This is a genomic window from Psychrobacter urativorans (assembly GCF_001298525.1).
GTDB lineage: Bacteria > Pseudomonadota > Gammaproteobacteria > Pseudomonadales > Moraxellaceae > Psychrobacter > Psychrobacter urativorans_A.
Map to the genome: position 1 here is coordinate 2,067,212 of NZ_CP012678.1, position 24,834 is coordinate 2,092,045.

The 24,834-nt window shown below is 42.4% G+C and carries 23 protein-coding genes and 1 tRNA gene; 13 read left to right on the forward strand and 11 right to left on the reverse strand.

Annotated features, from left to right (window positions below; translation table 11 throughout):
- Positions 1-111: 111 nt before the first annotated feature.
- Positions 112-188: transfer RNA gene (locus AOC03_RS08835), tRNA-Arg, on the reverse strand.
- A gap of 342 nt (positions 189-530) precedes the next feature.
- On the opposite strand from AOC03_RS08835, the gene AOC03_RS08840 reads away from it, so the two are divergent.
- From AOC03_RS08840 to AOC03_RS08860, 5 genes are all read left to right on the forward strand, one after another.
- A complete protein-coding gene (locus AOC03_RS08840; protein ID WP_062535194.1) occupies positions 531-1,160 on the forward strand; it encodes a c-type cytochrome in 630 nt (209 codons plus the stop codon).
- 276 nt (positions 1,161-1,436) lie between these two features.
- The gene (locus tag AOC03_RS08845) at positions 1,437-2,399 is read left to right on the forward strand and encodes an ABC transporter ATP-binding protein (RefSeq protein WP_062535197.1); all 963 of its coding nucleotides are present in this window, start codon (positions 1,437-1,439) and stop codon (positions 2,397-2,399) included.
- A 32-nt stretch (positions 2,400-2,431) separates the two neighbouring features.
- Positions 2,432-3,205, forward strand: coding sequence for an ABC transporter permease (locus AOC03_RS08850; protein WP_062536654.1), 774 nt, complete (start codon positions 2,432-2,434; stop codon positions 3,203-3,205).
- Positions 3,206-3,259: 54 nt separating this feature from the next.
- Positions 3,260-4,123, forward strand: coding sequence for an NADPH-dependent 7-cyano-7-deazaguanine reductase QueF (gene queF, locus AOC03_RS08855; protein WP_062535198.1), 864 nt, complete (start codon positions 3,260-3,262; stop codon positions 4,121-4,123).
- An 88-nt stretch (positions 4,124-4,211) separates the two neighbouring features.
- Positions 4,212-4,604: a lysozyme inhibitor LprI family protein gene (locus AOC03_RS08860; protein WP_062535201.1), complete on the forward strand. Its 393-nt coding sequence runs from the start codon at positions 4,212-4,214 to the stop codon at positions 4,602-4,604.
- Between the two features lie 74 nt (positions 4,605-4,678).
- On the opposite strand, the gene AOC03_RS08865 is transcribed toward AOC03_RS08860, so the two are convergent.
- Entirely contained in the window at positions 4,679-6,397 is a 1,719-nt protein-coding gene (locus AOC03_RS08865) for a proline--tRNA ligase (RefSeq protein ID WP_062535203.1), read from the reverse strand.
- 523 nt (positions 6,398-6,920) lie between these two features.
- Here AOC03_RS08865 and AOC03_RS08870 point away from each other — a divergent pair.
- Together AOC03_RS08870 and AOC03_RS08875 are read left to right on the forward strand one after the other, a co-directional pair.
- A complete protein-coding gene (locus AOC03_RS08870; protein WP_062535205.1) occupies positions 6,921-7,703 on the forward strand; it encodes a DUF4230 domain-containing protein in 783 nt (260 codons plus the stop codon).
- 297 nt (positions 7,704-8,000) lie between these two features.
- The gene (locus AOC03_RS08875) at positions 8,001-9,506 is read left to right on the forward strand and encodes a hypothetical protein (RefSeq protein WP_062535207.1); all 1,506 of its coding nucleotides are present in this window, start codon (positions 8,001-8,003) and stop codon (positions 9,504-9,506) included.
- A gap of 142 nt (positions 9,507-9,648) precedes the next feature.
- Here AOC03_RS08875 and AOC03_RS08880 read toward each other — a convergent pair whose 3' ends face one another.
- Together AOC03_RS08880 and AOC03_RS08885 are read right to left on the reverse strand one after the other, a co-directional pair.
- A complete protein-coding gene (locus tag AOC03_RS08880; RefSeq protein ID WP_062535209.1) occupies positions 9,649-10,260 on the reverse strand; it encodes a hypothetical protein in 612 nt (203 codons plus the stop codon).
- Positions 10,261-10,414: 154 nt separating this feature from the next.
- Positions 10,415-11,032, reverse strand: coding sequence for a hypothetical protein (locus tag AOC03_RS08885; RefSeq protein WP_062535211.1), 618 nt, complete (start codon positions 11,030-11,032; stop codon positions 10,415-10,417).
- A 293-nt stretch (positions 11,033-11,325) separates the two neighbouring features.
- Between AOC03_RS08885 and yiaA the strand changes: the two genes are divergently transcribed.
- On the forward strand, positions 11,326-11,877 hold the full coding sequence (yiaA, locus tag AOC03_RS08890) for an inner membrane protein YiaA (RefSeq protein ID WP_204247906.1): 552 nt from the start codon (positions 11,326-11,328) through the stop codon (positions 11,875-11,877).
- A 69-nt stretch (positions 11,878-11,946) separates the two neighbouring features.
- Here the strand turns inward: yiaA and mnmC are convergent, their stop codons facing one another.
- The 4 genes from mnmC to ispZ all read right to left on the reverse strand — a co-directional run bounded on the left by mnmC (position 11,947) and on the right by ispZ (position 15,616).
- On the reverse strand, positions 11,947-14,103 hold the full coding sequence (gene mnmC, locus AOC03_RS08895; RefSeq protein WP_084785821.1) for an FAD-dependent 5-carboxymethylaminomethyl-2-thiouridine(34) oxidoreductase MnmC: 2,157 nt from the start codon (positions 14,101-14,103) through the stop codon (positions 11,947-11,949).
- Between the two features lie 52 nt (positions 14,104-14,155).
- Positions 14,156-14,599, reverse strand: a complete 444-nt coding sequence (locus AOC03_RS08900; protein ID WP_062535215.1) for a hypothetical protein — start codon at positions 14,597-14,599, stop codon at positions 14,156-14,158.
- 8 nt (positions 14,600-14,607) lie between these two features.
- Positions 14,608-14,925: a YciI family protein gene (locus AOC03_RS08905; RefSeq protein ID WP_062535217.1), complete on the reverse strand. Its 318-nt coding sequence runs from the start codon at positions 14,923-14,925 to the stop codon at positions 14,608-14,610.
- A 139-nt stretch (positions 14,926-15,064) separates the two neighbouring features.
- Positions 15,065-15,616: a septation protein IspZ gene (ispZ, locus tag AOC03_RS08910; protein ID WP_062535219.1), complete on the reverse strand. Its 552-nt coding sequence runs from the start codon at positions 15,614-15,616 to the stop codon at positions 15,065-15,067.
- 145 nt (positions 15,617-15,761) lie between these two features.
- Here ispZ and AOC03_RS08915 point away from each other — a divergent pair, with 145 nt between their 5' ends.
- Together AOC03_RS08915 and AOC03_RS08920 are read left to right on the forward strand one after the other, a co-directional pair.
- Positions 15,762-16,631 (forward strand): PHP domain-containing protein, encoded by an 870-nt coding sequence (locus AOC03_RS08915; RefSeq protein WP_062535221.1) that lies wholly within the window; start codon positions 15,762-15,764, stop codon positions 16,629-16,631.
- 217 nt (positions 16,632-16,848) lie between these two features.
- Positions 16,849-18,375, forward strand: coding sequence for a sensor domain-containing diguanylate cyclase (locus AOC03_RS08920; RefSeq protein ID WP_062535223.1), 1,527 nt, complete (start codon positions 16,849-16,851; stop codon positions 18,373-18,375).
- A gap of 57 nt (positions 18,376-18,432) precedes the next feature.
- Here the strand turns inward: AOC03_RS08920 and truD are convergent, their stop codons facing one another.
- The gene (gene truD, locus AOC03_RS08925) at positions 18,433-19,695 is read right to left on the reverse strand and encodes a tRNA pseudouridine(13) synthase TruD (protein ID WP_084785822.1); all 1,263 of its coding nucleotides are present in this window, start codon (positions 19,693-19,695) and stop codon (positions 18,433-18,435) included.
- A 251-nt stretch (positions 19,696-19,946) separates the two neighbouring features.
- Between truD and AOC03_RS08930 the strand changes: the two genes are divergently transcribed.
- Both AOC03_RS08930 and AOC03_RS08935 read left to right on the forward strand, forming a co-directional pair.
- A complete protein-coding gene (locus AOC03_RS08930) occupies positions 19,947-21,578 on the forward strand; it encodes an FAD-dependent oxidoreductase (protein WP_062535225.1) in 1,632 nt (543 codons plus the stop codon).
- 79 nt (positions 21,579-21,657) lie between these two features.
- On the forward strand, positions 21,658-22,236 hold the full coding sequence (locus AOC03_RS08935; protein WP_062535226.1) for a GNAT family N-acetyltransferase: 579 nt from the start codon (positions 21,658-21,660) through the stop codon (positions 22,234-22,236).
- A 26-nt stretch (positions 22,237-22,262) separates the two neighbouring features.
- Here AOC03_RS08935 and AOC03_RS08940 read toward each other — a convergent pair whose 3' ends face one another.
- Positions 22,263-22,469, reverse strand: coding sequence for a hypothetical protein (locus AOC03_RS08940; protein WP_084785898.1), 207 nt, complete (start codon positions 22,467-22,469; stop codon positions 22,263-22,265).
- A 119-nt stretch (positions 22,470-22,588) separates the two neighbouring features.
- Between AOC03_RS08940 and AOC03_RS08945 the strand changes: the two genes are divergently transcribed.
- Positions 22,589-22,870, forward strand: a complete 282-nt coding sequence (locus AOC03_RS08945) for a DUF503 domain-containing protein (protein WP_062535228.1) — start codon at positions 22,589-22,591, stop codon at positions 22,868-22,870.
- 69 nt (positions 22,871-22,939) lie between these two features.
- Here the strand turns inward: AOC03_RS08945 and AOC03_RS12680 are convergent, their stop codons facing one another.
- Positions 22,940-24,817, reverse strand: coding sequence for a P-loop NTPase fold protein (locus AOC03_RS12680; protein WP_157049302.1), 1,878 nt, complete (start codon positions 24,815-24,817; stop codon positions 22,940-22,942).
- Positions 24,818-24,834 lie beyond the last annotated feature (17 nt).

Consider the following 24,834-nt stretch of genomic DNA (forward strand, 5'->3'; position numbering starts at 1 on the left):
GTGTACAACATTCTATAGGTGCTACTAGGTAATGACAAGTGATGTTTAAAGACGTAGAATAATGGTATTAAAGGGTTTTAGCGGTATGAGGTAATGGCAAAATACGATGATTGGTGCGCTCGGCGGGAATCGAACCCACGACCCTCGGCTTCGGAGACCGATACTCTATCCAACTGAGCTACGAGCGCATAATAGAACTAATGAAAACAACTATAACTCAATGTCGTTTATCATAAAGTCTGTCGAAAAATAAAGACCGCCTAGTCTAACAAAAAAAAGTGCAAAAGCCAATGAGAGACGAGCGCTATTGGAGTTTTTTAAGAAAAAGCAAGATAGTCAGCAAACAGGCATGGCAATTTGCCCGTCTTTTCCCTTATAATGTCAGGATAAATGACCATTGATAATCACCGATTACAAGTGTCTCTGCTAACTGAACGCCTATTTGCTATTGATAACGACGTTATCAAAGGAGGACAAATAGGCGTTCAATTAAGCCAGTACCTTGTATACGCAATAAGAGAACGTGACGAATGAGAAAAGTAGTGATGTTATCGGCAGCTGCCATTCTAGGAATCGCTAGTATCGCGGTGAGCCAAGCTGAAGATGTCGTAAAAACTCCTGTAACCGTGTCTGATGTTGCAGAAGGTAAAGATGTCGTTGCTGCCGCGCCTGAAAAGCTAGGTAATGACACACAGGCTGCCGCTGTCACCACAGATGCTGCTGCGCCTGCCGAAGCAACCGCGCAAGCTGCACCTGCTGCTGAAGAACCTATCCCTGAAGATACCCCACAAGTGAAAAAGCTCATTGCTTTATATCCTAACTTAATCGCCCGTATTCAACCGGTTGGTAAGGTGTGCTTTGAAGGTGGAGAAGCTTGTGATGTAACCGCGCGCTCTTCTGGTCCTGCAGCCGGTGACGGACCTCGTGATGGTGAAGCAGTATATAATGCGGTATGTCACACCTGTCACGCAACAGGCTTGCTTGGCTCGCCTATGTTAGGTGATGCTGGTGCTTGGGGTCCGCGTATTGCTAAGGGTAAAGCCACTTTATATACCCATGCAATTAACGGCTTTAATGCCATGCCTGCTAAAGGTGGCGCTGATATCGTTGATGAAGAAGTACAAAATGCAGTTGATTTTATGATGGCTAAAGCTAGCTAACGTTATCAATAGTCGTTAGTCATACTGAATCAGTATCAGTAATCTTTCGCGATATTATTCTAAAATGTATTTTGTTATATTATTAAGTATGACGCTTATATATTAAGCGGATAGAGCGCCCATTTCATAATATGAGATGGGCGCTTTTTTATGGCAGATGATTTTTATCTTATACTGATGCAGCGCTACCGTTGAAATTCATGACCATTAGCCTCACATTAGAGCACTACATTATCCATTTTATATATTGTTTTATAAAAAAATACAGAGGTTTGCATGTCTGAAGTACCCGCGCTTTCTATTCAGAATCTATCCAAAACGTATAACAATGGCTTTTCGGCATTGAAAAATGTCAGCTTAACCGTACCGCAAGGCGGATTTTTTGCGTTGTTAGGTCCGAATGGAGCGGGTAAGTCGACGATGATTGGTATTGTTAGCTCCTTGTTTAAGCCTACGAATGGCAGCGTGCATATTTTTGGTACAGATTTATTGGAAAATCCGTCTGTTGCTAAGCAATATCTAGGGGTTGTGCCGCAAGAATTTAACTTTAACCAGTTTGAAAAAGTGCAAGATATTCTCATTACCCAAGCCGGTTATTTTGGTATTTCTGCTAAAGAGGCAAAACCGCGTGCCGAGCGTTTGCTCAAGGCGTTAGGATTGTGGGATAAGCGCAATAATATGTCGCGCGAGTTGTCAGGTGGTATGAAGCGCCGCTTGATGATTGCGCGGGCATTGATTCATAAGCCTAAATTATTAATTCTTGATGAGCCAACCGCAGGGGTAGATATTGAGTTGCGCCGTTCAATGTGGGAGTTTATGCAGCAAATTAATATCGAAGAAAACACCACGATTATTCTCACCACTCATTATCTAGAAGAAGCTGAGCAATTATGTAAGCGTATTGCCATTTTAGATCATGGCGAGATTCGTATTAATACTGAGATGAAAGATTTATTGGCTCAGCTGTCAGTTGAAACCTTCGTATTAGATTTGACGCAACCACTGACTCATCCGTTAGTCATCGATAAAGTAACCGCAATTGTACAGCCTGATGAGATGACGCTGGAAGTGACATTAACTGAAGGCGAGTCGCTAAATTGTGTGTTTGAGCAGCTGACTAAGCTTGGTATCGAAGTCGGTAGTATGCGTAATAAATCCAATCGCCTAGAAGAGCTGTTTATGCGACTGGTGGATAAAAATATTCAAAGCGAGGACAGCATGAAGGAGGCGGGATTATGAGACAAGTCATCAAAGTCAATCCAAATGAAACCATGTCGTTTGCTAAAAAATGGATTGCCTTTCGCACTATTTTAGTCAAAGAGATTCGCCGTATTCTACGGATTTGGCCACAAACATTATTGCCACCTGTTATTACCATGGTTTTATACTTTATTATCTTTGGGAAGATGATTGGCGGTCGCGTTGGCGAGATGGGCGGTGTGCCCTATATGCAGTTTATTGTGCCCGGTTTAATCATGATGGCGGTGATTACCAACAGTTATTCTAATGTGGTTTCCAGCTTTTTTAGTGCCAAATTTACCGCTAGTATTGAGGAGTTGTTGGTTTCTCCCGTCTCTAAGCATGCTATCTTGATGGGCTATATCAGTGGCGGTATTTTTCGTGGTTTGATTATTGCCGTCATTGTCTCTATCGTGGCGCTATTCTTTACCAAGCTTGGTATTGAGCATTTATTTGTGACCATGTTTACGGTGCTTGGTACGTCTGTTTTATTTTCCTTAGGCGGCTTTATTAATGCGGTCTATGCGCGCTCATTCGACGATATCTCCATTATTCCAAGCTTTGTGCTGACGCCATTAACCTTTTTGGGTGGGGTGTTTTATTCAATGGAGAATTTATCGCCATTTTGGCACAATGTCTCCTTGCTAAACCCAATTGTGTATATGGTGAACTCGTTCCGTTATGGTATTCTCGGACACTCTGATGTCAATGTTTGGTATTCGATGGGTGCTATTTTTGCCTTTTGTGTGGTGTTTTATATTATCTCTTACCGACTTTTGAATAATGGTTCGCGCATTCGTTTATAGGGTTATTATTAACCCTCATTACAGTTATAAAAATAAAGATAATAAGGAAAAGAAATGAATATTCATGGCATTTTAGGCGAGCAGACCACGGATTATCCGACCCAATATAGTCCAGAGACGCTGTATCCTATTGCTCGTAGCATTGGACGTGATGCGATTGGCTGGCAGGACGATAAGCTGAATGTTGGCGTTGATTGGTGGCACGCGTTTGAGATGTCATGGTTAAATACGCAAGGTATCTCGCAGGTGGCAATGGCGCGTTTTAGTATTCCAGCAAGCTCGCCTTTTATTGTTGAATCGAAGTCATTAAAGTTATATCTCAATAGTCTGAATTTTACTGAATTTAATAACTGGCAAGCGGTAGAAACGCTGATTGCTAAAGACTTATCCAAATGCGTACAAGCGGCTGTACAGGTTGAATTGTTTGCATTAAATAATAATGACTCAGGATTGTTAATCACGCAGCCTGCTGGGGTTTGCATTGATAACGCGCTTGCTGACAGCACCGATAAAGTTGCGTTAAGTCTTCATCCTGATGCGTCGCTGTTAAAGGTAGATAGTGTTGACGCTGACGCACAACAAAACGGCAGTCAGACCTTTACCTTTTATTCTAACTTGCTGCGCAGTAATTGTCCGGTGACTAATCAGCCGGATTGGGGCACATTAGCGGTAACGATGACGTCTGAAAAAGCCGTCAATCAAGCCAATATGCTGCGTTATATCTTGAGCTTTCGTCAGCATAATGGCTTTCATGAGCAGTGCGTTGAGCAGATTTTTGCCGATTTAAGTCAATATTACGAGCCAAGTGCGCTGATGGTGCGAGCATGGTACACGCGCCGTGGCGGTATTGATATCAATCCTTGTCGCTTAAGTGAGTCGTCACTGTTGCCAACACCTAGTCGTTTGATTCGTCAGTAAACATTAGCATTAGCATTAGTAACTGTAATCATCCAATTTTATCCTATATAATTAGTAAACATTATTTTACTAAAATTAGGATGTAATTATGAAAGTAATAACAGGTTTTTTTGCTGCGACAATGATGACGGTATTATCAATGACTGGAGCACAAGCTGCATTTGTAGAAAAAGAATATGTTTGTGAAGATTCCTATATGGAAGTGGCTTCCGATTGTGGCACAAATGCCGTTTTAGTTGAAAAGAAGCGTCTTAATAAAATTTATATGAGTGCGTATCGTACACTATCTGCAACGCAAAAGACCCAGTTGGATAAAGAACAGGCAGCTTGGCTGAAGAGTCGCAATAAGAAGTGTAACTTTGAGCATGAAGGTGAGATGAATAATATGGTTGTTTGGCAAATGATTGGTGCTGATGTTTGTACCGCGAATGAGAGCCAAAAACGCAGTAAAGCACTGGCTAAAAAGTACAATATTAAATAATGATTTTCATTTATTCAGCAATAAAAAAGCGCCCTTAAATAGGACGCTTTTTTATTACTTACTTTTTAATACTACTATTTAGCAGTTACTTTAGCCAATACTTCATCACGGCTTAGCAATTGCTTTTCGCTATCTCGGCGATTGACATATTCGTACTTATCTTCTGCTAAGTTACGGTCAGACACCACGATACGATGCGGAATACCAATCAATTCAAGATCAGCAAACTTCACACCCGGACGCTCGTTACGGTCATCAAGCAACACATTAACACCTTGTGCTTTTAACTCGTTATAAAGTGCCGTTGCCGTCACCATAACGGTCTCTTCTTTCGATTTCATCGGTACGATAGCGACTTCAAAGGGTGCCAGTGAGTCATTAACGTTTGGCGTTGGTGGCCACATGATGCCATTTTCGTCATTGTTCTGCTCAATAGCCGCGGCAATAATACGGCTCACACCGATACCGTAACAGCCCATCATGAGCGTTACCGGTTTGCCATTTTCACCAGACACGTTACAGTTCATGGCTTGCGAGTATTTATCACCCAACTGGAAAATATGACCAACTTCGATACCGCGCTTAATTTGTAGCAAGCCTTTACCATCAGGAGAAGGGTCGCCTTCATTGACGTTGCGAATATCAACCACGCGGGTAATACGCGCATCACGCTCCCAGTTCATGCCAGTGGTATGTTTATTAACCACATTGGCACCAGAGACGAAATCAGACAATGCCGCAGCAGCGCGATCGACAAATACGGGCATATCTAGCTCAACGCCAATATAGCCTTTATGTAGACCAGCTGCTTTTAACTCTTCCTCAGTTGCCATCGTTAACGGTACATTGGCTTCTTCGATTTTTTCAGCTTTAATGGTATTCAGCGTATGGTCACCGCGCAAAACAACGGCGATAAGCTGCGGCTCACCTTCAGCGGTATGCCCTTGCACAATCAATGTCTTAGCCGTATTCGCCAGTGGAATATTGAGATATTCTGCAACCGCTTCACAGGTTGGCATATTTTCAGTGAATACATCTTCACGTGGCTTGGTCGCTGGCTGACGCTCAGCGGTGCTGATAGACTCGGCAAGCTCAACGTTCGCAGCATAATCGGACGAATCTGAGAAGGCGATATCGTCTTCACCGCTATCCGCTAGGACATGAAACTCATGTGATGCAAAACCGCCAATAGAGCCAGTATCCGCTTGTACCGCACGGAAATCTAAACCCAAACGCGTAAAGATGCGCGTATAAGCGTCATACATTTCATCATAGGTCTTGGCTAATGAGGCTTGGTCAACGTGAAAGGAGTACGCATCTTTCATGGTAAATTCACGCGCGCGCATCACCCCAAAACGTGGGCGAATCTCATCACGGAATTTGTTTTGAATTTGAAAAAAGGTAATTGGTAGCTGCTTATAGCTGCGCAATTCACCTTGTGCCAGATTGGTAATCACTTCTTCATGTGTTGGACCGAGCACAAAGTCGCGGTCATGACGGTCTTTAAAGCGCAAAAGTTCAGGACCGTAATCGTTAAAACGTCCGGTCATCTGCCACAGCTCAGCAGGCTGAGTCATCGGCATCAGCACTTCTTGTGCGCCAATATTTTGCATTTCTTCGCGAACGATACGCTCGACTTTTTGCAACACGCGCAGCCCCATCGGCAGCCAGATATACAATCCAGACGCGATTTTACGAATCAGACCGGCACGTACCATCAATTGACTTGAGGCGATATCGGCATCACTAGGGGTTTCTTTTAGCGTGGCAAACAAAAACTGACTGGCTTTCATAAATAAAGCATGACCTTATCTTTGATAAAATAAAAAATAAAGAGTAGAAAGCTGAGCGTTTGGCTGAGGATACTTGCTCGCCATAATCTCACCTTTATAGCTACTGTTTATAGCTGCAACAACAATGGAATCAACCGTAATGGACGTATGAATACGTCATCCATTTAACAGTTTGTAAGCCTGAAAATAAATTTATGCCGATATTTTATCGATACAATCAGACTATGTTAGGTAAACTTCGTCTCAGACGCAATGACTTTTTACGTTTTCAGCTTGTGCCGCTCAGAAACAAAGCAGCAGAGCGGAAAATAGCAGCGTTATTAAATGGTTATTGAAAGCGTCTTAGGGCAATATGGGTTAACTAATTTATAAAATTTTATGCAGATTTTTCCAAGTCACTGTGTAAAAAATGAATAGCAATAATTTGATGCACATGCGAAAACTTAGCATTTCTATCATCGCCAGTGTCGTCAGTATCAATAGCTTATGAATAATAAATAATGATGAATTTAAGGTAGCGTTTATGAAAACTCCTGTTAAGCATACAGACCCTAATAGTCCTCTTAGTAAGCAGCCGAAAGCGCCGCAAAACTCTAAGCAACCTATTGCTATGTCTACGTGGCTATTATTACTGCTCAGTTTTGCCGCATTGGCTTTTTCTCTTTATAGTATTCAAGATCGCGCTGTAGAAGAGCCTATCAAAACCATCACGCGTGAAGGCGTGGTGACAAAAATACAGCAGCTGAATCGTTTGCAAACGGTGGCATTTAGTGTCGATACAGTGATTAGCAGTCAGAAGCAAGGCAGTTGGATGAAGCTGTGGCAAGATGAGCAAAAAGGGCTGTTTATTGCTCGCGGTCGCGTAGAAGCAGGCGTTGACTTAAGCGCGCTCACGCCTGAGATGGTACAAGTGGTACAGCCAACAGCGAATGAAAATACTAAAAATACAAATAGTGATATGCCGACTGCTGAAGGGGAAAACCCAGTCGCTACGATGCCGCATATTAATATCACCTTGCCACAATCAGAGATATTTTCCGTTTATCTGGATAATATCGAAATTTATGATTGGCAAACCGGTGCCTTTGGATTGATGAAAGTTGACCCCAAAATCTTAGCACAAGCCCAAAGTATGGCTAAAAAAGAAGTACTCGAGCGCGCTTGTCGCGGCGACGTTTTGGATATAGCGTTAAAGAATGCCCAAACGCAGATGCAGCAGCTATTTTCTTTAACCGGTGCCGTGGTTACGGTGACGACTCAAGGTTCGGGTGCGTGTCAGTTACCGACTGCAAAGCCACAGTCATAATTTGAATGGGCTACCTGTTTGTCTTAGCGTTTTAGTGTTCTACGTTAGAATAATACTGAACAATATTGACTAATACATGAGCCGTTTTATGAGGAGTGTGGTAGTCAAGGTCTTAATAGATATAGTATTCAGAGTTGCTATAATCTAAACTTCACTGCCACAAACCGTCATAAGCTGAAGTATTTAGATAGGTGTTAAACAGTGTTCGAATATTATGAAGTTACTGTAAAAGTAATATGAAGATATAAAGATGAGGACGTAACCAATGAGTGCAAAAAAACAGTATAGCGAGGTAACATGAGTGATCTCATGCAAAGTAGCCACAGCAATCTAAAAAAAATATTGCGCACCGCGTTGGTTGGCATGAAGCCTGCTGACCAAGTGCTGCTGAAAGGTTATTTGCGCGTGCTACTACGCTTAGAGGTCGATTTGGAGTGGGTATCAGCCAGTCACCCGCAAGTTGATTTGTTTATGATTAACAATGAGTTTCGCCATGCTGAAAGTATTGTGAAGCTGCTAGCAGGACAACGACAAAAACCAGTGCTTTATATCAGCCGAACGGATAGTCATAACGGTTGGATAGCGGACGACAGACTTATTTTGCCGCTCAAAAAACTTGATACGTTTAATGACTGGTTGATACAGTCGGTCATCGTGCTTAAACAAAATGCCGGTGTGGTCACCACTATTTTACAGCACAATCAAACCATCGCTGCACAGCCAATGCCCGCTGATGTTAATACCCAAATGCCTGCTCCGCTTAATAATGCTCCATTAACTAACGCCTCACTGAATAATGCGCCACCAACGGCTAGCGTGCACACACAAGATTATCAGAATATTATTACCATTATTCAACAGTTACAGCGGCGTCCAACGGGGTTGTATCAAATTGTGATGCACTCTAATAACCATACGCAGACGCTTGCCATTATTCAGCCGCAGAAAGGACAAGTATGGTTGCCTGAGAAAAATAATGAGAGTAGGTCGTCAGCATTCAGCCTAGATTGGCAGCTACAACCCTATCAAGGGCTAGCGCCACTCGATAGCGAGGCTGATGATTTGAGGCAATGGCTGTGGCAGCAAGCGTGGTGTCAAGCGCTGTTACTGCTGCCTTTAGTCAGTGATAACTTAACTTATCAACTGCGCTACTCGATTAAACCAAATTTTATGATTCCTCATAAAACGACTGATCATCCAGACCTCATAAAAAAAGAACGTCAAGCATTGCTAAGCGTGATGACGGCTTTAGAGTTTGCGCCTTGTGATGTTAATCAGTTGGCAACTCTGGCGGATATTTCCATTAAATCCACCAAAAAGATAATCGGCTGTCTATTGTTCTCAGGCAGTTTGCAGGAAGATAGTTATAAACAACTTGATATTCGTATTAAGCGTTTATCGAGTACGCTGCAAGCTCACGCTGTCGAGGTATCAGCAGTTAAGCCATTATTATCCGTATCGACCAGTGCGACTAAGGCAGCAATGGCGGAAGTGGCAGATAGAGCGGGAACTACGCTTGATTCTAATAAAGAAGAGCAAACTCCAATGGCAGCATTATTAGTAAGACACGCGCACGGTAAGACGCCTGCGAGTACCGTATCAAATTCTGCAATCAGCTCAAGTCGTATGTCTACTTCAGAACGTGCTATCTCAGAACGTTCTACCTCAGAGCTGTCTACTTCACAGCTTGCCAATCGGACCGCCAATAATCAAACTGATAGCCAAAGCAATGCTCAGACTATAGATGCCCAACAAGAAAAGCGTGGATTTTTGTCTCGATTACGGCAAACATTGGGTTTATAAAGAGACGTACAATAGTCACCAATTTAAAAAAAAACAGAAAGGTGGAGGGCAGTTATTTTTTTGTTCTCCGCCTTTTTTATTTATCTTAATTAACATCGTAATAGTGCGATTACAATAACAGGCTTAATAACCTGCCATTATTTTATGTTTGCGTGATGACTTCGGCTTCTGCGCTAACTGCCTCAAAGCTGGTCACTTTATTATTGCGGATTAAGTCTATGATTGTGCCACCTTCATGGCTGACCAGCTCGATATCACCATCGGCTGATTGATACGTTGGGTTGTTACCTTGCCCTGCAGGCGCACTTAGCGTCATTTTTGACTGGTTTGGCAAGGTGATAATAGCGCTGAGCACGCCTATGGCTGACGTTTTGAACACTACCGTTAGGGTTTCACCGGAGTCGCTACGATAATGAACATCGGTCACTTGCGTCCCTTTTATAGGTTGTTGCGGGCTAAGCGGCATGGTTTCAGGATTGGTGGTTATATTGGCATCGTCGGCAGCATCTGCATGGTTCGCTAAGGAATCTGTTGTCGTAGCGCCATCTATATTTTGCTGATTAGGGTTTGCTGTTATATCTTGATTGATAGTACTGGTCACAGGTATATTTTGAACGCCAGTTTCTGCCTTGTCGGGCGTGGGTGCTTTTTGACAGCCGCTCAGGATAAACAAGCTTAAGGCAGCGATTTTGAAAAACGATGTTGGTGTCGAGGGTGTCGGTATCGAGAAGGATGTTATCAATGGGCTGTTCATAAGAGCACTCTTTTCTTTATATAGGGGTTGTCATTTATTTATCAGTGATAGGTCAGTCAAACATTATCATTATAAGGATAAGCAGACCAGAATAAGGGCGAACCTAGTTATCGGTTCTATTGTCAGTTTCGTTATCAGTTTTGCATCACCGCGGCTACTTTATGTTGAGAATATCATTAACCATGCCACTATCTTGAGATACCTCAGCCAGATAGCGCTGGCTGGCAAGCAACTTATCGACCACACCACTTTGACTTTGATTATTTATTTTTTGGGCAAAATCCAATATGGATTGTAATTGCGCGAGCACCATAGTATAGCTGGTGATTGCCTTGTCTGTATCAATGATGACCGTGGTTGCATAATCGGGGTCTAAGCTTAGGTAGTCGCGCAATAATTCTGGAATACGGCTGTCGATGAGCTTATTGAGCGTAAAAAGCTGTGATTCAGTGACATGCTGATGATGCGTACGCTCGTATTGTTGACCGATATCATCCATGATTGCCCGAAATGCTACCGGAACTTGCTCATCATACAGCAGCTGAATAAAGGGATGGTTTGCGGAAAATTCAATAATCGACTGTTGATTTATACGTTGCTTCGGTACGGTTTTTTGTTGATTGCCGACCATGGTTGTCTTGGCGGCTGCTAAATATTCTTGATGCTGGCGTATTGATTGTACTTGCGTGCGCTTGCTCTTTTCTGTCAGCACAAAAAAAATGGGCACAATAATAATCAGGCTGAGTAGCACAAGTAACGCAAAAAAAGACATATTAAGGCGCTGCCATTGAGAACTGTTAAAGATATAAGAAGGAAGATTGAATAATAGACATTATTATTAAGTTATGCTAATCGTTTAAGATATTTTAATACTGTTTTTAGCTTACAATATAGCATGGCTATGCTATTTTAAGGCAAAACAGTGTTAAGGCAAGCTCGTGTGAAAGCAAAACCGCGTTAAGATAAACAAGTAAGCGGTAAATGTGGTCAGCCCGTCACGACTAGCAATTAATCTATAACCATAAGCAGCCATTACGAATAATAATAATGATTAAGGATGATGAGATGGATAACGATACGATTACTAAAAGTCAGTTAGCGGCTTATAAACCGACCACCGCTTATGTGGGCACGTCTTGGGCGGTGATGTTGGTTGGCATTTTGGCGTATTTATTTGGCTTATGGAATGCTCAAAGTATGCTGCTCAATGAAAAGGGCTACTATCTGGCGGTACTGGCGCTTGGATTATATGCGGCAATCAGTTTGCAAAAGACCCTGCGTGACCGTGCGGAAGGCATTCCGACCACGCAGCTATATTATATGATCAGTTGGGCAGCATTAGCGCTGTCGGTGGTCTTGATTGCTATGGGACTATTCAATGCGGCAGGATTGAGCCTAAGTGAAAAAGGCTTTTATATGATGGCATTTACCATGAGTCTATTCGCTGCGGTGACGATTCAGAAAAACACTCGTGACGAGGCGCAGATTAATGCGCTCATTGCTCCGATTCATAGCCTAAATGTGAGTAGCGCTGCCAAGCTGAATCATCAGGAGTCTTCTGAATCAGGTAAATCTCTATTTGGCACAGTGAAGTCGCGCATCGACAATAAAGATTGAAAGCAGCTTAATAGCGATTAAATTGATTGCAATTAAGACGTTCAGTTTAAAACGCACGGGCTTGAATCACTATTTTAAAGCATGTACGCGCGCGCGATTTGGTGATATTTTGGCAATCATAGCTGCTGATAAAGGCGAAAATGACCCTAACATCATATCTGCTAATGTCTCCGCACAGAGAGGCGCTAAAGCGTACCCTTTTGCGCCCATTGCCGATAGTGTCCACAGGCGTTTGCTGTCTGCTAATAGACCCACTAGCGGATGATAATCTATGGTTTGGGTGCGAATACCGGCACGAGCTTGCCAATTATCGGTATCTGTTGGCAAGCTACTATCTAGCTCAGGTATGTCAGTAATCAACTTTTCACGGTTCTGCTGATTTTCCTGCGGACGGATACCCGTGTCGGTATCGGCATCGAGAAAGCTTGCGCCCAGTAAAAATTGCGCTTGACCTTCTACCATAGTGTTTAGTTCAGCATCACCTTTTTGCGCGAGGAATGGTGCGCAATAGCCACTATATTTTAGTGGTATTTTGGGTAAATGTGTCTGTTGTTCAGTAGTGGTAGTAAACCAAGACAGTTGCCCACGAATGGTACGACATTTGGCAATTCGGCTGTCTAGTTTGTGACCTTCATAAGCCGCGCAAATGACGACGCTGTCGGCATCAAGAGTAATAGCATCGAGAGTGACAGTGTCATTCTTCTTAATGTCATTACCTTGCATATCATTATCAATGTGTCCAATAATGCGCACATTATTTTCAGTTTCATCTATGTGCGTGACGGCTAGTTGTTGAAAAGTAATTAGCGGATGCATGAGTATTATGTTTTTTATCGCTTGCGGATTGACCAGTCCGGACTGCGGTAAATATAAGTTTGTGGATAAATCTAGCGTTGATAAACCAGTAATCTCTTCAGCTTGTGCAGTAGTTAAAGTGGTTGCCATCTCATACGGATAGTCAGCAATTTCCTCGACACTCACATTAGATTTGACCAATATCTCAAGCGCTCCGGTAGGCTCAAGTATAGGCGGAGTAGCATGAATTGCCGCTTGCTGATTTAAATACCGATAAAATCGGCTGCTATAAAGATAACCGATGGTGTGTAAATGCTCATCGACATGATGAATGGGCGTCATTTTCGGTGCGAGTAGGGCGCGTGGATTGCCTGATGCGCCTGATAGTGGCGCGTCTTTATCTAACATTGTCACCTTGATACCACGATTCGCTAGCGACCATGCGCTCATCAAGCCGGCAATGCCCGCACCAATAGCGACGATATGCGTTGGTCGGTTGGGAAGTATTGGCGATTCTTTAGACTTATTCACTTCACTAGAAACAGAAGCGTTATCTTTAGCGAGCTTCATCACTGCCGTTAGCATGTCACGCTTACGCCCAAATCCTGCCACTTTTTTAATCTCAAAGCCGCTATCTTGCAAGCCACGTTTGACCACACCGGCACAGCTATAAGTGGCTGCAGTCGTACCTAAATGCGATAAACGCTGTACCTGCGCAAATATACTATCCGCCCACAACGACTGATTACAAGAGGGCGCAAAACCATCTAAAAACCAAGCATCAATATGCGCTGGCTGATTAGAGCTATGGCTGTCTAACTGTGTATCCAATTTTGCTAAACTCTCTGCCGCATCGCCCAGCCATATATCTACAGTAAAATTATCACTAATAAAATTCAGACGGTGACAGCCCGAAATAAGTGGCGGATAAGCGGCTAATAATTGCCCAATAAGTGTAGTTAATTCAGGCGCGCGTTGTCCCCATAAGGTGAGTATCTGCGTTAAATCTACTAGTGGTATGGGATGTTTTTCGGTCGTGATGAGGTGCAAGCGAGACGTGATTAACTCTGGATGTGTCGTACGCAGTTGTCGCCAAAGTTGCCATAATGCTAATAAATTGAGTCCCGTACCAAAGCCCAATTCAGCAATGGTAAAGCACTGATACGCTGCTAATATTGCTAAGCGTTCTGGGAGCTGATTGCCATTAAGAAACACATGGCGCGATTCTGCCAAGCCGTCCACATGGGAAAAATACACATCGCCAAATTCGCCTGAGACGGGCACGCTATTACCGGTATCGTCTGTTTGCCAGACAATCTTGGCGGGTGTGATGACATTGGGATATTCAGATGGTTTTAGAGGCGGTTGCTCCGCTTGCTTTCTGAATCGGCGAGGAATACTGTCAGATATGGAGCCAATAGCTTTAGACATGGAGGGTCACGTAAGATAAATAAGCAATGTAAGCCATTAAGGAGTTGTCATATTACCAACGCACACGGCGTCTAAACAACAGCCACGAGATAAAAATACCGACTAATAAACTAATGAGTACGGTAAAAGCGCCGTACAAAAACAGATGACCTTTACTTTCATAGACTAAAACATTCACTTGATTTTGTAAGTCATCTACTTGCCGTTGCAGGCTAATATTTTCGCTGACTAATTTCTGATTGGCAGCGCTGAGGGCAGTAGGTTCGGGTTGTAATTGCGCTGCTAAAGTATGGTTATAAAGGGCTTCTGGCGATAAAGTGGGTTCATTATTCGTCTGACTCGTGTCAATGCCGTTATCAACGGATGCTGCGGCTTGCTCAGCAGCAGTACTGACAGGTGCTGCTTGTGCGCTCATAGCGGCGACAAGCATGACAATAGCCACGCCATATTGATAGCTTTGGCGTAGAGATGGCTTTACTGGTTTTGATGCGGTCATCAATCGTCTCACGAAGCGGCTATCGTATCAGTGGGTGTTGGTAATACATGGATAAAGGGCTTAATATCGACATGGCTATAGACACCGTCACGCAGATAAGGCTCAGCGCCTGCCCACGTTTGCGCAGCATCAAGCGATTCAAACTCAGCAATCACAATACTGCCTGACATCGCACTTTGACCATGTTCAATAGGCGTGGGTCCAGCGACGACCACGCGCTGCTCAGTATCTAAAGCTTGCAAACGCGCAAGATGCTCGGGACGCGTGATTTTTCGTTGAGCTTCACTATTAGCAACATCATGACCGATAATCGCAAATAAAGGCATTATATTTCCTACGTAAATAATAAATTTGAATGGTAATTAACTTATAAATACGTCTAATATATTCATAAGTCATCGTTATCAGAGCATTTAGTCGCTTTTATGTAGCGGTTTTTATTTGGTTATTGATATTTCACTATGGTTACTTGTTGGTTTTATCCATCAATGCAGGATTGATATGCTTTTTTAACACCAAAAATTGCGCAATCACGAACACCAGCATAATCGGAATCCAGCCGTACGTTTTAAAGTTAATCCATGCTTCATCAGTCATCGTAAATGCCGTGATATAATGTAGTACGCCCATCAGCATAAAGAATAGCGCCCATGCAACAGTCAGCTGTTTCCAGCCGCGCATGGATAGATTAAACACGTCTTTCATCGCCAATTGCATCAGCGGCTTATTGATAGCGGCACTGACCAGTAATGTCAACGCAAAGACACCGTTAATAATGGGCGACTTCCAGCGTAAATAGATATCATCACGCAAGATGAGCGTGCCGCCACAAAAGACGACGGTGAGTAACAAAACCACCCATTGCTGTTTATCAAACTTGCCTTTTTGACGCACAAAATGAATGGTATAGATGAGTAGGGTCGCAATCAATAGCGCCCCTGCGGCTGCTAAAATACCGTTGGTACGAGCAGCAATAAAAAAGGCAATCAGGGGAATGAAGTCTAATAAAGCTTTCATATCAGGTGGGATGTCCATCAAAAACGTAACGGCTAGTTTACACGTCTACTGCGCTAAAAAAAAGCTGACAAGTCACAATCATTAAAGTGTGTCTGTCTTATGCACACGATTTACCCTCATTCATAACATAGCTAAGGTCACCATTATGAAAATTGACTTACATTGTCACAGTACTTTCTCCGACGGTACTTTTGCCCCAACAGAGGTGGTACAGCGCGCCCATTCGGCAGGTGTCAACGTATTGGCATTGACCGACCATGACACGTTAAAGGGCATTGATGAAGCGAGACTTGCCGCTACAGAATGTGGCATTCAACTGATTAATGGCGTTGAGATTAGCTGTGAGCATACGCTGAATGGCGGTTATGGCAAAAATAAATCTACCAATAAAATCATTCATGTGCTCGGGCTGAATTTTACGGATCGCGAGCAAATGCATGAGACTTTGCAACAGTTACAAGACAGTCGTGCTACCCGTGGTCAACGTATCACAGAAAAATTGAGTGAATTATTATCGCTAGATTATGACGACTTATGGCAAGAGATTTGCGCCAAAGCAGGCAATAATCCGCAAGCGGTAGGGCGTGCGCATATTGGACAAGTATTATTCGAGCGCGGTTTGGTCAAAACGGTACAAAAAGCCTTTGATAAATACTTGGCGGACAATAAAGCGGCTTATGTGGCGATTGAGGCACTGAGTATGGAACGGGGTATAGAGCTGATTCATGCGTGCGGTGGCAAGGCGGTATTGGCGCATCCAACCCGTTATCAGCTATCGGCAACCAGAGTGCGCAAACTGATTGCTGAATTCGCTGAGCTTGGCGGCGATGGTTGTGAATTACCGGCAAATAGTGAACCCCTGAGCACACGGCGCATGGTAGATAGAACCATTGCTGAACATGAGTTAGCGGTTTCTACGGGCAGTGACTTTCATGGCAGCAATATGCCATGGCGACGTATTGGCGATGTACCGACTATCAATCCTGAGCAGCAGGGGATTTGGCAGTCTTTTTAAGACATTTTATCACTATTTAAAGCAATCATGATAATGATTTAAAGTTTGTTATATATCAAAAAATATTGATACTTTAAAATTTATATCAACTAAAGTCAGCCCTTTATTATTAAGGCGTACAAGCATAAGGGGATTGATAAATCCTTTAAAATTCGGCACACTGGATATACTCATTTAGCGTTATTTCATCCATGAATTATTACGCGGTAGCACATATATGCCTGTATCGATAGACCAACTAGGCTATAAAAAACTTTCTCGAATTATTTTCGAGTGGCAAGACGCGGATAGAGCCTCTTTGTTATCGCTATTTATTGTGATAGAAGTTTGTCTCCATTGGTTTTGGTGTTTTTATATTTGGGTACGCCAAGATACTTATGGTCAGTATGTCGATTTGGGACTGCTGTATCCGATGTGGTTGTGTGTCACCTTGGTGGGGTTATTTTTTTGGTGGCTGGTTGGGCATTTAGCACGCATTAAGAATAATGATCAGCTGCTGCATTATTGGCAAATTGTGCTGATTGTTATTTATAGTCTTTATATGGCTGGCATTATTTTAATAATGGGACACAGTAGCTTAGTGTCTGGCGTGTCGCTGGTGGGCGGTGCAATGTTGGGTATGATGCTAGTCCGTCGGAGTTATATTTGGCGGGCTTTTTTATGGCAAACGTCTTTGATTGTGGTGGTTACTCTGGTTCCTTATTTGGGTGTTCATCTGCCTAACTTACGTAATCTTGCCATTACTTCTATTCCGCTTGATACTTACAGCTATATCACTTATAGCGAGACGAACACCCTTGAGAATGCGATTAATGCCGCACGTGTCGATAATAGGACGCTAACTTGGGATACTTTGTTTCAGATGCGCCGTGCCTCGGCTTTTTTTTGGCGCTCAACCCACATGTATTTGGCATTACCCAAAGCCCTTTTTATGGTTTATGCGTTCCGGACAATGCTGTTAATATTAGATGACAGTAAAGAGGAAGTTTTAAAGCATGCCAATCAAGATGTCTTGACCAAGCTAAATAACCGTCGTTTCGGTTTGACTCAAATGCAAAAAACCATCATGGCAACCCAGCCAGCACAAGACTATAGCGTCATTTTACTAGATTTAGATTGGTTTAAGAGTATCAATGATAGTTATGGTCATGAAGGGGGCGACCACGTGCTATATGAAGTGGCACAAGTGCTGAAGCAAGTGTTCAATACTAAAGAAAGTGTCAGCCGTTATGGTGGTGAAGAGTTCTTGATTGTATTACCCAATACAGAGCACCGTATGGCGATGAAAATGGCTGAACAATTACGTGAAAGTATTGCTCAGCATATGATGACGCTAGATGATGGCACTACTTTTCAGATAACGGCTAGCCTTGGCGTTTACACCTTAACCTATGCTGAGTTGCTACGGATTAAGCAAGAATGGAAGCCTACTGATGCCAATCTTGCTAAAGACAACTGGACGATCAGAAATGGCGGACCGTTTGTCAATCTAAGAGCACATGCTAGTGTCAGAAGCCTGCAAGTAAATGGGTACGATCAGACAAAACTACGTCTGGATAAGCGCGCAGCACTCGACCTCAGTCAACAACACCAAGCGCTGTTCGCCAGTGAAATATGCAATGGTATGATCAGTATCGCTGACAAGGCATTATATAAAGCCAAAGAACATGGGCGTAATCAAGTCGCTAGTGCTAATGATTTGATGGCAGAAGGCATTATTCCTGAACCACGCTATGGCGCTTAAACCCATAATGTCACATAAAAATCGCTATATTTAACGTTTATTATTTAGCCCGTATCATTAAGCTGAGCGCATTTGTAACTGTTGTACCAAATTTGCCAACACACTGGTGGCAAAGCTGCCGGTTGGTAAGCTAAAGCACAATATTAGGGTTTGCGCGTCCTGCCATTCCCACTTTAAATCCTCAATCGGTAAGCGTAAAGCCCGTCTTTGCGCCTTAATATCACGTTGCATAAGACCTGTTGCTAGCTGCATTAATACTGGGTTTTGCTGTACCACGTCATTCTCTAGCGCTGCTGCCGCACCACTCACTTTATTATTTTCTAGTCCCCATAATGGGGCGGTTGGATGAATATCGCCTGCAATCAGTCTGGCGCGTAAACTATCGTCCATTTCTTCACTGGCGAATATTGAACCTGAGCCGTTTAAATTAAATACTTCTCCGGCAATACCTGTATTCCAGCTGCCATCACGTACTCGCACCGCTAAAATCTCATTAAATATTAAACTGCGGGCGGCAGACAATGCCATAGTATGGTGTTCTTGAGGCGAACGTTTACGCTTATTTTTAGCTTGGTTTTTAGTTTTATCCTTTTGCGGTTCAGCAAACAATCTTAGCGCTTCTTTAATATTATTACCGCCATGACCAAAACGCTGTGGACCAAAATAATTGGGTACACCCATTTGACTGATATGTGCTAAATGTTGGGCTATTTTTTGTTGTGTAATGAGCTGCTGTTGCGCATCTAAAATACTGTCTGCCAACTGAACGTCACGTAAGGTAATGATAAATTGATTGGCACGATGCGCCCCGCGTCCCAGTTTTTTATTGTGCCAATGCTGCGCCAGTATCTCTACGCTTTCATCATTACCAAGGTCAACTGGCGCAAAAATAGTGGGCGGTAATTGCTTCTTAGGAATGCGTAAACTAAACCATTGCGTGGTTAAGGCATGCCGGTCTTTTAATCCTGAATAACCCACATCGCGCAGTGGAATATCCGCCCATTCGGCTAGTAATTTAGCAAGATATGCGGTATTCATGCTCATTTTTTGTATGTGTAACCATAAATGTTCGCCTTCGCCAGTAAAGGTATTCGGCAGGATTTCATTAACCACAAAGTCTTTGGCGCAGGCTTTATAAGTTGCTTGTGTGATAGGTGGTAGAGTTGGTTGCGGCAATTTTGAGGTATCGGTTAATGACGCAAAATCTACGCTTGAGTAATCAAATGACTGTTGGTTACATGATGATTGGTCAAATGATGGTTGCTCAAAGGTATCTGTCACTGGCTGAGAAGTCGCACTATTGGTTGCTTGAGGAGTCATAAAGTAGTCGTCTATTAGGATTTTAAAATTTAAAGGAAAATTAACGCTGGAGTAATGCTCAGCAAAGTGGGGTAATTAGCAAATAGTTACGTTTTGCTACGTGGCAGACATACAATAAAACATCGCAAACGCCGCGTCCTTGCTACTATCAAGGATATCTGATTATTCGTAGCCCTATATTACTCGCGATAATACCTTTTACTCATTATTATAATTAATAAGGCAGCAATCGCTACCGTTAAGGATGACTTATGACCAACTCAAATATTCATACAATAACCATCAATAAAACTGACATTCCAACTGGCGGCATGAAATCGTATAAGCAAGAAGACAATAGTATCATTTTAATCACTCGTGACGATGATGAGTTTCATGCGTTTGATGGTAAATGTCCGCATGCTGGTGCAGATTTGGGCACGGGGTTACGTTGTGGCAATCGCGTCATTTGTCCTTGGCATCATGGCACTTTTGATAGTCGTGATGGCAGCTTATTAGAGCCAGTAGCAACGGACGGGCTCACGCAATATGAGCTAACCGACAATGGCGACAGTCTAACGGTTGATACGACTAAAAAGATAGATAACTCAGTGGCTAATGACAAAATGGCAGAGAAGCATACCGTTATCGTCGGAGGCGGTGCGGCTGGCTTTATGACCGCACATCATCTGCGCAATACTGGCTATGGCGGTAAAATCACGATAATTAGTGCTGATGATAAAGCGCCTTATAATCGTACCTTATTATCCAAAGCCTTTTTAGCAGGCAATATGGCTGAAGATAAATTGCTACTTGGTGGTACGGACTGGGCGGAAAAACAAAATATTGAGTTGCGTCTCAACCAAACCGTTAGCGAAGTGTTGCCAAATGAGCGCACGTTAATTATTAATGATAGTGAAAAAGCTACTAATGACAAGCTCAGTGCCGACTATGTAGTCGTGGCAACGGGTGCATCGCCCATCGTACCGCCCATAAAAGGTGCTGACCTTGATGGTGTTTATACCTTGCGCAGTATGGACGATGCCAAAATTATTAAAGCTGCTAGTCATGATAAAAAAGTCGTCATTGTTGGTACAGGTTTTATCGGTATGGAAGTCGCATCAGCATTAGCGCAGGCAGGCATAACCAAATCCATTACCGTCATCGGGCAAAATCAGCGCGTGATGGGCAATATAATCTCAGAAACGGTCAGTAATGCGTTGATTAAACTGCATAAAGATAATGGCATTAATTTCGTACTCGATGCCACCGTTCAAGAAACTATTTCAGCTGAAAATACAGATAGTACCGTTGCAAAAGTTAGCGGTATTACCCTTGCCAATGGTGAGCAACTAGACGCAGACATGGTGATTTTAGGTACGGGCGTATTACCACGTACTAAACTATTAGGCGAAGAAATAAATCCTCGTGAAGGCGTTCTAGTCGACAGTCATTTGCAACTGCGCGATGGCGTCTATGCGTTAGGCGATATTGCCAATGCAGACGGACAAATGGGACGATTGCGAATCGAGCATTGGCGTGTAGCGTTGCAACATGGTCTGGTCACGGCAGCAGCAATTTTAAAAGACGATAGCGTTCATTCGCTTGATGAACGCGTGCCGTTTTTTTGGACGATGCAATATGGTAAAAGCTTGCGTTACAGCGGTCATGCCAAAACGCCCGATTATAATATTTTAATCGGCTCGCCTGATACGCTGAATTATATTGAATATTATTTTGATGATGAGGACGATAATAGCCGCGCCACTGCTGCCAGTACCTTAGGTCGTGACAAAGAACTGGTTGCCTTTGGCGAGCTATTGCGTCTTGGTCATACACCAACGCGCGCGCAGATTAACGCAGGATTTGATATTATTGCCCAAGCCCATGTGCTCTCACAGTGAATGGAGAAAAACCCAGGGGCGCAAAAATTCATGGCGCAAATAAATAATAATCCTATAACCCTAAACCTAAAAGGCATTTATGAGCGCAAACGCTATATCTTTAAGACAAGCCGAACTTGCTGATATCAACGCACTTGAGCAGTTGCTGAATCGTTGTTATCGGCATGCAGAAGGCTGGACGAATGAGGCGGATTTAATCGGTGGTATTCGTATCACTGCCGCTGAACTTGCTGCTGTGATTGCTGAGCCTAAACATTACCTGTTTGTTTATCCAAAAACCGATACCGGCAATCGTGACGGGATAGAGACAGGTGAATTGCTCGGCTGTATTGCGGTTGATATGCAGGACAATGCCGATAAAAGTAGCGCATATATCGGCATGTTTGCCGTGCATCCAGAGTTACAAGGGCAGGGTATTGGGCATCAAATGCTACAAGCGGCGGAAACCTTTGCCAATCGACATTTGCAATCGCGTGCGCAGCCGTCTCACATCACCATGAGTATCTTAAGTCATCGCCCTGAGCTGTTGGCGTATTATGAGCGCCGTGGTTATCGGCTGTCTGGTGCGTCTATGCCGTTCCCTGATGATGGGAATAATGGCGAGCCAAAACGTGCAGATTTACAATTATTAGCGCTTGAGAAAATAATCAGTAGCTAGCAGTAACTAGAAATACTGGTTGTAAATTAACCCCAAAAATTCCTAAAAGTCATAAACAACCCAAGGCTAAGTAATATAAATGCCACGACAAGCAAGCGTTTAAACCACTTAAACGCAGGCAAGCGCGTGGCATTGTCTTTAGACGTTATATAGGCAAAAAAGAATATCAGACTGGCAACCAAGGTCATAATGCCCAAGCCAATCGGTAGAATAAATAGATATATTTGCCACATAATCATCTCTCAGCGCTCGTGATTTATTATTAATGGCATCATAACAGTATGCGGATTGCGCTGTCTGTAATGCGCTTGAAAACTGAATCGCTTACACTTTCTGCAGCACGGAGAAACACATGCATATCGGCATCCTCACTTTGACGTTTTCTTTACCTGGATGTGGCTCGTTAAAAGAAAAACGCCAACGTATGGGCGGCTTGCACGCGCGCTTTGGCAATACGCCAAGCGTTGCAGTATGTGAAAGTGGGGAACGTGATCGGCATGATGCCAGTGAATGGACATTCGTAATCGTTGGGCTGTCGAAACGTGAAGTTGAATCGCAGTGTAGTCAGTTAGAGGCAAAAATAGAGCGTACGGTAGATGGGCGGGTGATGAATGTGGTGAGAGAGTTTATTTAGGTGGGGTAGCTTTGTAGTGAGCTAATCCCACTTTTCGCTTATATCTTGGCGACAGCTAGAGCTGCGCGTTTAAATACTCTCTAAGTTATTCGTAAGTTCTAAAAGATGTTCGATAGCTGCTTTACTATTCGGTTTCTCTACCAGTCTCTTTTGAAGCAATTCTAGAGTCCATCGCTTAACTTCATTTAACTTGCTTTGCATAATAACTGGTTGATGGATAAAAGGAGGTGGCTTTTGAGCATTTACCAGCTCTTGATAATGCCAAATCGCTGTATCAAGTCTATCTTCGTTGTTAAATTTGGCAATCTTAACTTTAAAAGCAGGGTGTTTTAGTAATTCTCGAATATATTTAATTCTATCTATTCCATCATCAAGTGGTTGCCAAACAACAGAACTGAAATTTTCTTTACTAATATTTTGTATAGCTTCAAAAAAATCCTCACTATCATTTCCATGTTTGCAAAATCGCATAAAAATTTCGGATAGAGTACTAGCATCAGTATTTAGAGCCAGTCCCTTTTTTTGATCATTAATTTTTTGCAAAAGAAAGTTATAAAAAATATCAGGAGTTACGGGAGTTCTAAGATAATAATCTCCTATAAGCCACTCTTCTGGTCCTTTCTTAACTCTCTCTTCTATATAGTGTTTCACTAACTCTTCAAATTGGTTGGCTAGCTCAGGAGAACCATTTTTTTCGAGTATATTATAATGGAAGCTTAAATTAGGGAATGCTTCTCTGTCTATTCTATCTTTAATATTGTCAAACAGTCTCTGATTGAAGCTTTGATCTGAGTTTAAATTACGATATTCAGCCATCAAATCTTGCTTTTTTCTATCGCTTTCTAATTGAGTTTCTGTGAGTCTATCTAATCGACTTAATTCTTCGATAACATCACTTTCTGCATCTAAGCTGATGAGTAAGTCTGTTATTATTTTACTCCAGCCTGACAGTTCAAAGTAGCTATAAAACTGAGAAATAACATCATCCATTACTTTGAATTTTCTTGCTACTTCAACTTTCTCTTCATCATCTAATCTATTTTCATCTAATTTGAATGCAAGATCAAAGTCATAACTACGAAGCTCATCGACTCTAGGTGAGCTGAATGACTTCACAAAGAAATCGAAATCAATAGTATTATCAAAAGTAGAAGGCATATCATGAGCCATACGTATAATTAAAAGAGCTTCCAAAATTTGTTGTTTACTAGTGAAAGACAGGTCATCGTCTGAATTATCTAGTATAGCTTTCAAAGTTCTTTCAACTCGCTGGTAAAACCTTATATTTTTGATGTCCATAGTTTGATAAAAAATTTCATATATAGGAAAAAGCTCATTATTGACGATTGACTCTTTGATGATAGATAATGAATTATCTAAAGTTAACACTTCATCAAACACTTTTTCCTTATATTCTATAAAATCTTTGTCTGCTTTACCTTCGTGTAATATTACTACTACCTTACAGTTTTTTTCTAAGCTTAAATGATTAACTAAACCCATCACATCTTTGATATCTATATTTTTAGATAGCCTTTCAATATCATCAATACAAATCAAAGTATCTCCGATAAGACTAGTAATAGCACTGTTAAGTAAGCCTTTACCAAGAGATAAGGTGACACCTGAACCTTCGAGATTTGGCAAATCTATAGCATCCAAGCTCTTTTTAAAAATACCTTTGAGACCAGAAAGGTAGTCTTTTTTTTGCGTAGTCTCATGGGTGCTAATGGCAATTTCAAACTTCAAAGCTTCTATTGAATCTATACCAAAGAGAGAGACATAAGAGTATTTATTAACACCTAAATCTATATGATTTTTCTCGTAGAAGCTTTTCCAAAAGCGCGTCTTACCAATACCCCACTCACCAGTCAGTGCAATGGCAAAGGAATTCTCATTATCAATAAGATCTAATAGTTTTTTTTCAATTTTTTCTACATTTGCCATTTATTGTTTACCTTATA